The sequence below is a fragment of the Serratia sp. BNK-12 genome, assembly GCF_047456085.1.
GTDB classification, from domain to species: Bacteria; Pseudomonadota; Gammaproteobacteria; order Enterobacterales; family Enterobacteriaceae; genus Serratia; species Serratia liquefaciens.
Genome location: NZ_CP179896.1, coordinates 4,895,725 through 4,907,617 on the forward strand (window position 1 = coordinate 4,895,725; position 11,893 = coordinate 4,907,617).

At 55.0% G+C, this 11,893-nt stretch carries 8 protein-coding genes and 1 rRNA gene; 2 read left to right on the forward strand and 7 right to left on the reverse strand.

The window, feature by feature from the left end:
- Positions 1-109: 109 nt before the first annotated feature.
- The 6 genes from ACMGG1_RS22875 to ACMGG1_RS22900 all read right to left on the reverse strand — a co-directional run bounded on the left by ACMGG1_RS22875 (position 110) and on the right by ACMGG1_RS22900 (position 7,407).
- Positions 110-1,652, reverse strand: a 16S ribosomal RNA gene (locus ACMGG1_RS22875).
- Positions 1,653-2,104: 452 nt separating this feature from the next.
- Positions 2,105-2,638 carry a menaquinone-dependent protoporphyrinogen IX dehydrogenase gene (gene hemG, locus ACMGG1_RS22880; RefSeq protein WP_020824857.1) on the reverse strand — a complete coding sequence of 178 codons (534 nt, stop codon included), beginning with the start codon at positions 2,636-2,638 and terminating at the stop codon, positions 2,105-2,107.
- A 22-nt stretch (positions 2,639-2,660) separates the two neighbouring features.
- Complete coding sequence (gene trkH, locus ACMGG1_RS22885; protein WP_020824856.1) at positions 2,661-4,112, reverse strand: Trk system potassium transporter TrkH; 1,452 nt, start codon at positions 4,110-4,112, stop codon at positions 2,661-2,663.
- A gap of 35 nt (positions 4,113-4,147) precedes the next feature.
- Positions 4,148-4,762: an IMPACT family protein gene (locus tag ACMGG1_RS22890; RefSeq protein ID WP_142816103.1), complete on the reverse strand. Its 615-nt coding sequence runs from the start codon at positions 4,760-4,762 to the stop codon at positions 4,148-4,150.
- Entirely contained in the window at positions 4,762-6,093 is a 1,332-nt protein-coding gene (gene pepQ, locus ACMGG1_RS22895; protein WP_130016623.1) for a Xaa-Pro dipeptidase, read from the reverse strand. The genes ACMGG1_RS22890 and pepQ overlap by 1 nt, the downstream gene beginning before the upstream one ends.
- Positions 6,094-6,210: 117 nt before the next feature.
- Positions 6,211-7,407: an MFS transporter gene (locus ACMGG1_RS22900; protein ID WP_130016622.1), complete on the reverse strand. Its 1,197-nt coding sequence runs from the start codon at positions 7,405-7,407 to the stop codon at positions 6,211-6,213.
- 233 nt (positions 7,408-7,640) lie between these two features.
- Here ACMGG1_RS22900 and fadB point away from each other — a divergent pair, with 233 nt between their 5' ends.
- Complete coding sequence (gene fadB, locus ACMGG1_RS22905; RefSeq protein WP_414161040.1) at positions 7,641-9,830, forward strand: fatty acid oxidation complex subunit alpha FadB; 2,190 nt, start codon at positions 7,641-7,643, stop codon at positions 9,828-9,830.
- Between the two features lie 10 nt (positions 9,831-9,840).
- Positions 9,841-11,004, forward strand: a complete 1,164-nt coding sequence (gene fadA, locus ACMGG1_RS22910) for an acetyl-CoA C-acyltransferase FadA (RefSeq protein WP_020824851.1) — start codon at positions 9,841-9,843, stop codon at positions 11,002-11,004.
- A 168-nt stretch (positions 11,005-11,172) separates the two neighbouring features.
- On the opposite strand, the gene fre is transcribed toward fadA, so the two are convergent.
- Positions 11,173-11,874 carry an NAD(P)H-flavin reductase gene (gene fre, locus ACMGG1_RS22915; RefSeq protein WP_020824850.1) on the reverse strand — a complete coding sequence of 234 codons (702 nt, stop codon included), beginning with the start codon at positions 11,872-11,874 and terminating at the stop codon, positions 11,173-11,175.
- Between the last annotated feature and the right edge of the window lie 19 nt (positions 11,875-11,893).

Consider the following 11,893-nt stretch of genomic DNA (forward strand, 5'->3'; position numbering starts at 1 on the left):
CGTATCAGCATGAGTCAGTGACTCATTACATCAACAGGTAGCGCTTTTGCTCATTACGTTTCTATCAGACAATCTGTGTGAGCACTTCACGCGAATCAATATCATTAGGTAAGGAGGTGATCCAACCGCAGGTTCCCCTACGGTTACCTTGTTACGACTTCACCCCAGTCATGAATCACAAAGTGGTAAGCGCCCTCCCGAAGGTTAAGCTACCTACTTCTTTTGCAACCCACTCCCATGGTGTGACGGGCGGTGTGTACAAGGCCCGGGAACGTATTCACCGTAGCATTCTGATCTACGATTACTAGCGATTCCGACTTCACGGAGTCGAGTTGCAGACTCCGATCCGGACTACGACGTACTTTATGAGGTCCGCTTGCTCTCGCGAGTTCGCTTCTCTTTGTATACGCCATTGTAGCACGTGTGTAGCCCTACTCGTAAGGGCCATGATGACTTGACGTCATCCCCACCTTCCTCCGGTTTATCACCGGCAGTCTCCTTTGAGTTCCCACCATTACGTGCTGGCAACAAAGGATAAGGGTTGCGCTCGTTGCGGGACTTAACCCAACATTTCACAACACGAGCTGACGACAGCCATGCAGCACCTGTCTCAGAGTTCCCGAAGGCACTAAGCTATCTCTAGCGAATTCTCTGGATGTCAAGAGTAGGTAAGGTTCTTCGCGTTGCATCGAATTAAACCACATGCTCCACCGCTTGTGCGGGCCCCCGTCAATTCATTTGAGTTTTAACCTTGCGGCCGTACTCCCCAGGCGGTCGACTTAACGCGTTAGCTCCGGAAGCCACGCCTCAAGGGCACAACCTCCAAGTCGACATCGTTTACAGCGTGGACTACCAGGGTATCTAATCCTGTTTGCTCCCCACGCTTTCGCACCTGAGCGTCAGTCTTTGTCCAGGGGGCCGCCTTCGCCACCGGTATTCCTCCAGATCTCTACGCATTTCACCGCTACACCTGGAATTCTACCCCCCTCTACAAGACTCTAGCTTGCCAGTTTCAAATGCAGTTCCCACGTTAAGCGCGGGGATTTCACATCTGACTTAACAAACCGCCTGCGTGCGCTTTACGCCCAGTAATTCCGATTAACGCTTGCACCCTCCGTATTACCGCGGCTGCTGGCACGGAGTTAGCCGGTGCTTCTTCTGCGAGTAACGTCAATGAACAGTGCTATTAACACTGAACCCTTCCTCCTCGCTGAAAGTGCTTTACAACCCGAAGGCCTTCTTCACACACGCGGCATGGCTGCATCAGGCTTGCGCCCATTGTGCAATATTCCCCACTGCTGCCTCCCGTAGGAGTCTGGACCGTGTCTCAGTTCCAGTGTGGCTGGTCATCCTCTCAGACCAGCTAGGGATCGTCGCCTAGGTGAGCCATTACCCCACCTACTAGCTAATCCCATCTGGGCACATCTGATGGCATGAGGCCCGAAGGTCCCCCACTTTGGTCCGTAGACGTTATGCGGTATTAGCTACCGTTTCCAGTAGTTATCCCCCTCCATCAGGCAGTTTCCCAGACATTACTCACCCGTCCGCCGCTCGTCACCCAGAGAGCAAGCTCTCTTGTGCTACCGCTCGACTTGCATGTGTTAGGCCTGCCGCCAGCGTTCAATCTGAGCCATGATCAAACTCTTCAATTAAAAGCTTGATTTGCTTCAACTCGTGAAGCGATGCTCGAAAATTAACTTTCGTAATATTCATCAGTTAAACACGTCAACTAAATGAATTATTGCTTGGTCACTCTTCAAGACTTGATATTTTTTTGAACCCGAAGGTTCTGGATATCGTCTTGTGGAGTGCCCACACAGATTGTCTGATAAATTGTTAAAGAGCAGTGAGTTAGGTTGCTAACTCGAGGTGGCGTATATTACGCTTTTCACCTGAAGAGTCAAGCTTTTTTCTTATTAAGAAACGGTGTTTTCACCGGCTTGAATCTTTCTGGCTGGGCGACTGGTTCTCGTTAGAGGAGTCGTTGTTCCCGGTCAGTGGAGGCGCATTATAGGGAGTTCTCAGAAGGCCGCAACCCCTAAATGCAAAAAACTTTTCAAGCGCGGTATTTTTCGACAAAACGCTGCACAAGCCAGCGTTTTCGTCACTTTTCATACTGAATATGGCCAAACTCCTGGGCAAAACGTTCCACTTGCTGCCAATCGGTGTATTCCACTTCTTTACTGCTGTCTGTTTCACCCCCGGTCATACGCATAATAAGTTGAATCATTACGCGATCGAGCCAGCGATAACGTGGATAACGAAGTGCGCCGGCAAACACGGCGCACTGTTTTGGCTGCCAAGGCGACGCAAGCAGGAACTTGCGGGTATAAGCATTGGTCTGCGGGGAACGTTTGTCCGCTTTACGGGCGGTCAGGTTGACGCTAAAGAATGCGCTCGGCATCCGGTTCAATTGTTCAGCATGGCGTTTGACGAACTTTCCCAATGTCGGATGGAAATGACCATAACGCACCGATGCGCCAATCAATACCTGCTGATACTGCGTGAGGTCAATATTATCCGCCTGCAGCAAATCGATCACATCGCAGCGCAGCGTATCCTGCAGTTTGTTTGCTATATAAGAGGCGATAGAACGTGTTTGCCCATCACGGCTAGAATAAAGAATCAGTGCCTTCACGGCGTTACTCCTTTTATCAAGGTCATTCGCGCCAGAACGTCGGCGTAAACAGAACCAGCAGTGTAAAGACTTCAAGGCGACCAAACAGCATCGTCAGAACCAGGATCCACTTTGCCGGTGCAGGCATGGTAGTAAAGTTATCCGCCACCACCCCCAACCCCGGCCCCAGGTTGTTCAGCGTCGCCGTCACAGCAGCGAAGGCAGAGAAATCATCCACACCGGTTGCGATAATGGCCAGCATGCTGACGATAAAGACCAACGCATAAGCCGAGAAGAATCCCCATACCGCCTCCAGGATCCGTTCCGGCAGTGCGCGGTTACCCAATTTTATCGTGTAAACCGCGTTAGGGTGCACCAGCCTTTTTAGCTCACGCGAGCCCTGCAAATAGAGCAACAGAATACGGATCACTTTCAGACCGCCCCCCGTCGAGCCGGCACAGCCACCGATAAAGGCAGAGCAAAGCAGCAACATCGGCAAGAATAACGGCCATTTGGAAATGCTGTCGGTAGTAAAGCCCGCCGTCGTCGCCATCGACACCACCTGGAAGAATGCCTGATTGAGCGTTTCCATACCGGTTTTGTAAACACCATGCCCCCAGAGTACGCCAGTGCAGACCACCACCAGCGTCAACTGGACGGCGATAAACATGCGAAACTCAGGATCACGCCAGTACACTTTCAGGCTGCGCCCGCTCAACAAGGCAAAGTGCAGGCCATAGTTACAACCGGAAATCAGCAGGAAAATAGCAATAATGGTGTTGATGGTGGGACTGGCGTAGTAACCGATGCTGGCATCGTGGGTAGAGAAGCCGCCAATGGCGATGGTCGAGAAGCTATGGCCTATGGCGTCGAACATCGACATGCCGGCCCCCCAGAGCGCCAACGCGCAGGCAATGGTCAGCAGAACATAAATCAGCCACAGGGTTTTAGCCGTTTCGGCAATGCGCGGGCGCATTTTGTTATCTTTCAGTGGACCCGGCATTTCAGCCCGGTACAACTGCATCCCCCCGACACCGAGGATCGGCAGTATCGCTACGGCCAACACAATGATCCCCATCCCGCCCATCCATTGCAGCATCTGCCGATAGAACAAGATGGCTTTGGGTAACGAGTCCAACCCCACCAAGGTTGTGGCCCCCGTGGTGGTCAAACCGGAAAACGACTCGAAGAAGGCATCGGTCAGCGACAGGTTAGGCCGCTCCGAAAATAAAAACGGCAATGCCCCGACGCTGCCCAGCACCGTCCAGAACAGCACCACGATCAAAAAGCCTTCCCGTGGCTTCAACTCGTGCTTTTGTTTACGGTTAGGCCACCACAGCATCAGGCCAATGGTCACCGCCACAAAGAAGGTCTGGCTGAACGCCCGCCCTGCCCCATCGCGGTATATCAATGCCACCAGACCAGGAATAAACATCGTCCCGGAGAACAGGATGACCAACAAACCCACGATACGGGTAATAGCGCGAAAATGCATTTCAGCACGATCCTTAGCAATTCAGTTGGGGGGAATTATTGCGAAATGGGGGTTAATTGCAAATTACCGCGACTGAGATCACGTAATTTATTCCCGAACGCCTCAACGCCGGTGACCGGTAAAGCCAGATGCAGCACGACGGAGGCACCATATTCCCCCTGTACAATCCGCCCTTCTGTTTGCTGCAACAGATTTTCTACCAGCGCCAACTGAGCATAGTCGCATTGCAAAGTATATTCGGCCTGCGGGATCTTGTAGCTTACGGCCAACTGTTTTAATGCCTGCTGCACCCCGCTGCCGTAGGCTCTTACCAAACCGCCGGTGCCCAACTTGATACCGCCGTAGTAACGTACCACTACGGCGGTGATTTCGCCTATGCCACTACCCATAAGCTGCGCAAGGATAGGTTTACCCGCCGTGCCGGAGGGCTCCCCGTCATCTGAGAAGCCTAATTGCTGAGAATCGGTCGGCGGCCCGGCGACAAATGCCCAGCAATGGTGCCGCGCTGCCGGGTGCTCATCACGTACCTGCTGAATAAACGCCTTGGCCGCATCAACCCCGCGGGTCGGCGCCAGCAGGGTGATAAAACGGCTCTTCTTGATTTCCTCGCTGACGCTAATGGGGCCTGCGGGGATCGGATAAGGCTGCATCAGGCCAAGTTCAGATCGCGCGTCATGTTCTCAATGCGCTTTTCATGGATCACGATATTGTCTTCAATACGGATACCACCATAAGGTTTCAGCGCATCGATACGATCCCAGGCAAAGTGATGGCTGAATTCGCCGCTGCGCCACGGTGCCAGCAGGGATTCAATAAAGTAGAGGCCAGGTTCGATGGTCAACACCATGCCAGGTTGTAATACGCGGGTGCAGCGCAGGTATGGGTACTTAGATGGCGCCGCCAGGTGAGTACCTTGTTCATCCTGCATAAAACCGGCTGAGTCGTGTACCTGCAGACCCAGAGGATGGCCCAAACCGTGCGGCAGGAATGGCGTGGTAAGCCCTTGTTCCACCATGGCTTCTTCGCTGATACCGCTCACCAGTTTGTGGCTTTTAAGCAATTTGGCGATGCGCTGGTGCATCTGCACATGGTAATCGGTGTAACGCACACCGGCTTTGATGGTTTCCATCAGCGCCAACTGCTCGTTATTAAGATCTTTAACCAACTGGGCGAAATCGCTGCCGCTCTGGCCAGCATAAGTACGAGTCAGATCGGCCGCATAGCCGTTATATTCCGCACCAGCATCGATCAAAAAGCTCAGCATTTCAGCCGGCGGTTGGTGATCCAGCGTGGTGTAATGCAGTACCGACGCATGCTCATTCAGCGCAACGATATTGTCGTAAGGCACATCGGTATCGCGATGGCCTGTCGCCGTGAGATAAGCCAGGTTGATATCAAACTCACTCATGCCTGACAGGAAAGCTTCGTGGGCAGCACGATGCCCCATAACCGCCGTCTTCTGCGCTTCACGCATGCAGGCCAGCTCGTAGCCGGTTTTGATTGAGCGATGGAAGTCGAAGTAGTTCAGCACCGCTTTAGGGTTTACGTTTTCTGCCGAAATACCGAGATCGCGAGCGCGCTGTTGCGCATAACCGATATAGCCCACGCGCTCACGCTGGGCTGGCAGCTGCTGAGCGATATCGTCAGCATTGGCCAGCGGTATCAGTTCAACAGATTTGGTCCAGAAACTGTCCGGCAGCGGCTCAACGCTATGCCAGTAATCGACCGGCGAATAGAACCACAGCTTCGGTTTGTTAACGCCGTCCACCCACAGCCAGCAGTTTGGAACCGAAGTCACCGGTACCCAGGCTTTAAAATGCGCATTCACTTTGAACGGATAACTGCGGTCGTCCTGGAATATCCGCTGCAGTTCCCCTGAGTGAATCAGCAACGCGTCCAGTTTGTTGCGCGTTAACACTTCACGCGCCCGTTTTTGCAGCTCTGCCAGGTGGTCGTTATACAAAGAAGCCAGTGTTTCCATCACAATACCCTTTTACATACCATTAGAACGGAATGCCTCATCTTAGCACACCGTTCCTGCGTACCAACCTCATCGCCTCTGGCATGCGGGGCGCTTCGCAAATCACTGTAAATGTCGTTACATCCGCAGCTTAACAATTAACCAGGCGATAAAACCTGACGAGGCGATCGCGGCGGCCCACAGACCGTGATGCTCAAGCAAAACGGCACCGGCCGCAGCGATACCCGCCAGGCACTGCTGCAGAAACCCACACAACGCCATGGCATAGGCACCCTGCTCTTTGGCATCGCTGACGGCCATCGCCATACTGTTAGGGAACAATACCGCCTGGCCAAAAATCGTCAGGCAGTACAGCACAATGAATAACGCCATGCCGGAAAGCCCCACCAGCACACCGCTCCACCACAGCAGCATGATCGCGACGGTCGTCATAGCGACAATACTCGCTCCTATCTGCATTAGCCGTTTGCCGCCGAAACGCTCCACCGTCCGATTCACCGCCATCGCCCCGGTAAAGTAAGCTACGCCGATCACCAATCCCAGCGCCCCAAAGGCCGTCACGTTCAGACCAAACCCCTGCTGCATAATAAACGGGCTCACCTCTTGCAGGGTTACCGTAGTAGCGAACCCTAATCCACCGACGCATGCCGGCCAGAAAAATCCCGGCCGACGCAAAATGCGCCAATAGGCCGTGGCCATCGGCGGACGAGGCCCCGCCCCCCTGCCAGCTTCCAACGGCAGCGTCTGCATAAGCAGCAGGATCGCCAGCCCGGTGAGCCCCATCAGTACAAAGCCCATTTGCCAGTGCGAATATTGGCTCAGCAACCCACCGATAAACTGCCCACCGCCCAACGCGGCGATAAAGGCAATCGACAATACCGAAAGGCGTCGTGCCAGCTCGTCACCGCTCCAGTTATCGCGAACAATAATGCGTGCGATGATCGCGGCGCCCCCGGCGGCAATGCCCTGCAGTGCCCTCAGCACCAATAATTGGGTGCCATTGCTGCAAAACGCCAGCAGCGCGCTGCAACTGATAAACAACGCCAACGACAACGTCAGCGGCAGACGCCGCCCAAAGCGATCGGCCGCCGCGCCCCAGAACAGCACCGGTAGCGCGGCGCCAATGACGAATATTGATATCGATAGCTCGGTGGCGCGGCGCGTCATCGACAATTCCTGCATCACCGTCGGCAACGAAGGCAGATACACCGTTGTCGCCATCTGCGCCATGAAGACCAGCAAGCAGGCCAGCGTCATGGTTCTGGCGGGAAGACTCCAAAACCCACTCTGTTTTGCACATACCGCCTTACTCATTTCGCACCTCTGGGTGTTTAGCGCTTCGCTCCGGCAAGTGTATGAGGGGTTTCCCACACCAGCAAATCACCATAACGCATAAAATATAACTTCGTTATAAATCAAAATATTAACCCAGAGTCATGTGATCCGCCCTGCAAAAATGCAATCTCTTATTTGCATATTGTTAACATAAAAACCACACTCCTCATCATCTGGTCATACCAGATCAAACGCTGATTCAGGAGATAGACATGCTCTACCAAGGCGAAACATTACAACTGCACTGGCTCGACAACGGCATCGCCGAGCTGGTGTTCAATGCCCCAGGTTCTGTAAACAAGCTGGATACCCGCACCGTTGCCAGCCTGGGCGAAGCGCTCACGGTTTTGGAAAAGCAGACCGAGCTGAAAGGCCTACTGCTGCGTTCCACGAAAGCCGCCTTTATTGTCGGCGCCGATATCACCGAGTTCCTTTCTTTATTTGCGGCTCCAGCACAAAAACTGCAGGAATGGCTGGTCTTTGCCAATAGCATCTTTAACCGGTTGGAAGATCTGCCGGTACCGACCATTTCGGCCATTAACGGCTATGCGCTCGGCGGCGGTTGCGAATGCATTTTGGCTACCGACTTCCGCGTCGCTTCACCGGATGCACGCATTGGCCTGCCGGAAACCAAACTGGGCATCATGCCCGGTTTCGGCGGTTCCGTACGTCTACCACGCCTGTTGGGTAACGACAGCGCATTGGAGATCATCGCCGCCGGTAAAGACGTCAGCGCCAAAGACGCACTGAAGGTTGGCCTGGTAGATGCAGTGGTTGCCCCGGAAAAATTGGTCGATGCCGCGCTGAAAATGCTGCAACAGGCGATCGACGGCAAACTGGATTGGCGCGCTTATCGTCAGCCAAAGCTCGAGCCATTGAAGCTTAGCCCAATCGAAGCCGCCATGAGTTTCACCACCGCCAAAGGCATGGTGATGCAAACCGCGGGCAAACATTACCCGGCACCGATGACCGCGGTCAAAACCATTGAGGCCGCTGCCAAGCTGGGTCGCGATGAAGCGTTGAAATTGGAAACCGCCAGCTTTGTGCCATTGGCCCGCTCCAAAGAGGCGCGCGCCCTGGTCGGCATTTTCCTCAACGATCAGTTTGTGAAAAGCCAGGCGAAGAAGCGGGCGTTGAATGCTGAAGCACCGAAGCAAGCTGCTGTGTTGGGGGCCGGTATCATGGGGGGCGGCATCGCCTACCAGTCCGCGCTGAAAGGCGTGCCGGTGATCATGAAAGACATCAGCGACAAATCCCTGACGCTCGGCATGAATGAAGCCGCCAAGCTGCTGAACAAGCAGCTGGAGCGCGGCAAGTTGGATGGCATGAAGATGGCCCAGGTGCTGTCGACCATTCAGCCAACGCTGGACTATGCCGGTATCGAGCGCGCACAGGTCATCGTCGAAGCCGTGGTCGAGAATCCTAAGATCAAGGCGGCAGTGCTGTCCGAAGTGGAAGGCCTGATTGGCGAGGATACCGTCCTGGCCTCCAATACGTCGACCATTCCGATTAATCACCTGGCGAAATCGCTGAAACGTCCGCAGAATTTCTGCGGCATGCATTTCTTTAACCCGGTACACCGTATGCCGCTGGTAGAAATCATCCGCGGCGAGCAGACCAGCGACAGCACTATTGCTGCGGTGGTGGCCTACGCCAGTCGCATGGGTAAAACGCCGATTGTGGTGAATGACTGCCCGGGGTTCTTCGTCAACCGCGTGCTGTTCCCGTATTTCGCCGGTTTTAGCCTGCTGCTGCGCGACGGCGCGGATTTCCGCCAGATCGACAAAGTGATGGAAAAACAGTTTGGCTGGCCAATGGGCCCGGCTTATCTGCTCGACGTGGTGGGGATTGATACCGCGCACCATGCCCAGGCAGTGATGGCTTCCGGTTTCCCTGAGCGTATGGGCAAAGATTACCGTGACGCTATCGACGTGATGTTCGATAACCAACGTTTCGGTCAGAAAAATCAGTTGGGCTTCTATCGCTACAGCCAGGACAACAAAGGCAAGCCGCGTAAAGACAACGATGAGCAAACCGATGCCCTGTTGGCGACCGTCAGCCAGCCACGTCAAACCGTCAGTGACGAAGAAATCATTGCCCGCATGATGATCCCGATGATCAATGAAGTGGTGCGTTGTCTGGAAGAAAACATCATCGCCAGCCCGGCCGAGGCCGATATGGCACTGGTCTACGGCATCGGTTTCCCGCCGTTCCACGGAGGGGTATTCCGCTACCTGGATACGCTTGGCACCACCCATTACGTCGAAATGGCTCAGCGTTACGCGCATCTTGGCGCTCTGTATCAGGTGCCTGCCGGCCTACGCGCCAAAGCCGAACGTAATGAAAGCTACTACCCGGTGGCAGCGCCGCTGTCCGATGTCTCCACTGGCCAACCGGCATGAGGTCATAAAGATGGAAAACGTAGTTATTGTTGATGCCGTACGCACGCCGATGGGCCGCTCCAAGGGCGGAGCCTTCCGCCAGGTACGAGCCGAAGATCTTTCCGCTCACCTGATGCGTGCCGTACTGAGCCGCAATTCGGCGTTGGACGCAGCCGAAATTGACGACATTTACTGGGGTTGTGTGCAACAGACGCTGGAGCAGGGCTTTAACATCGCCCGTAACGCTTCGCTGCTGGCTGAGATCCCGCACAGCGTACCGGCCGTAACCGTTAACCGGTTATGCGGCTCCTCCATGCAGGCGCTGCACGATGCAGCGCGCGCCATTATGGTCGGCGACGCGCACGTCAGCCTGATTGGCGGCGTCGAACATATGGGCCACGTGCCGATGAACCACGGCGTGGATTTCCACCCGGGGCTCAGCCGCAGCGTGGCAAAAGCCGCCGGCATGATGGGCCTTACTGCCGAGATGCTGGCCAAGATACACAATATCAGCCGTCAGATGCAGGACGAGTTCGCCGCGCGTTCACACCAACGTGCGCATGCCGCCACCCTGGCCGGCTACTTCAAGAATGAAATTATTCCCACCACCGGCCACGACGCCGACGGTGTGCTGACACGTTATGACTTCGACGAAGTGATCCGCCCGGAAACCACCGTTGAAAGCCTTGCGGCACTGCGCCCGGCATTCGATCCGGTCAACGGCACTGTGACCGCCGGCACCTCTTCGGCCTTGTCCGACGGGGCATCCGCCATGCTGCTGATGAGTGAATCTCGTGCCAAAGCGCTCGGTCTGAAAGCCCGTGCACGCATTCGCTCAATGGCGGTCGTCGGCTGCGATCCGTCCATTATGGGCTACGGCCCGGTGCCTGCCAGCAAGCTGGCGTTGAAGCGCGCCGGACTGACCGTGCAGGACATCGACCTGTTCGAACTGAACGAAGCCTTTGCTGCACAGTCATTGCCATGCATCAAGGATCTGGGCCTATTGGACAGCATCGATGACAAGATCAACCTGAACGGCGGCGCCATTGCACTGGGTCACCCGCTGGGTTGCTCGGGCTCCCGCATCTCTACCACCCTGCTGAACAACATGGAACGCCGCGATGTGCAGTTCGGTCTGGCGACCATGTGTATTGGCCTGGGCCAGGGGATTGCCACCGTCTTTGAACGCGTTTAGCTGTGTCTATTTGGCCTGACTGCGTCACACTTTAAACCGCAGCACGCCAACAAGTTTAGTTGCCGTACTTCCCGCCTGTCAGGGGCGGGTTTTTTTATGCCTGAAATCCGCAGACGGCCAATAAAAAAGGGCAGCCATTGGCCACCCCATTTTTTCCCGCTTCGCCGCTTAGATAAACGAGAAGGCGTCGCCAAACATGTGCGCTTCCAGCGCGCCACGTTCGGCACAGAAGCGTTCACGAGCGATTTTCGCCATCTCGAAACGACCGGCAATATAAATGTCGTGCTCCGCCAGCGTACCGAAATCCTGCAATACCGCACTGAGCACCGTGCCGCTACGGCCACGCCACTCTTCTTCCGGCTGTTCAACCACCGGAATGACTTTCAGGTTCGGATGCTGCACTGACAGCGCTTCCAGCTCGCTCAAATCATACAGGTGCTTGAGCTCGCGCCCGCCCCAATAGATAGAGATATCGCGGTCAGGTTGCTGCTCGAGTGCGGCCAACAGAATCGAGCGCGCATATGAGAAGCCGGTACCGCCGGCGATCAACACCAGTGGACGGCTGCCCTCTTCACGCAGCCAGGCGTCACCGTGCGGAATATCAACGGTAATCGCCTGCTCTTTCAGAATGCGATCCATCACTGCCATGGCGTACAGATTCAGTTCCGAAGCACCGATATGCAGTTCAATATAATCCTGCTCTGTCGGGGTCGATGCCAGCGAGAACGGACGCTTGTCGCGCTCATCCATCACCACCATCAGATACTGCCCTGCCTTGAAAGAAAACGGCGCCTCTGGCACCAAACGTACCCGGTAAACCGTATCGGTAATGGCCTCTACGGAGGTCACTTTACAGCTCAATATTGTCATGCGTTCCCTCTGTCGGGTC

Coding starts and splice junctions, on each gene's coding strand:
- fadB (WP_414161040.1), top strand. CDS start 7,641: ATGCTCTACCAAGGCGAAACATTACAACTGCACTGGCTCGACAACGGC.
- pepQ (WP_130016623.1), bottom strand. CDS start 6,093: ATGGAAACACTGGCTTCTTTGTATAACGACCACCTGGCAGAGCTGCAA.
- trkH (WP_020824856.1), bottom strand. CDS start 4,112: ATGCATTTTCGCGCTATTACCCGTATCGTGGGTTTGTTGGTCATCCTG.
- fadA (WP_020824851.1), top strand. CDS start 9,841: ATGGAAAACGTAGTTATTGTTGATGCCGTACGCACGCCGATGGGCCGC.
- ACMGG1_RS22900 (WP_130016622.1), bottom strand. CDS start 7,407: ATGAGTAAGGCGGTATGTGCAAAACAGAGTGGGTTTTGGAGTCTTCCC.
- fre (WP_020824850.1), bottom strand. CDS start 11,874: ATGACAATATTGAGCTGTAAAGTGACCTCCGTAGAGGCCATTACCGAT.
- ACMGG1_RS22890 (WP_142816103.1), bottom strand. CDS start 4,762: ATGCAGCCTTATCCGATCCCCGCAGGCCCCATTAGCGTCAGCGAGGAA.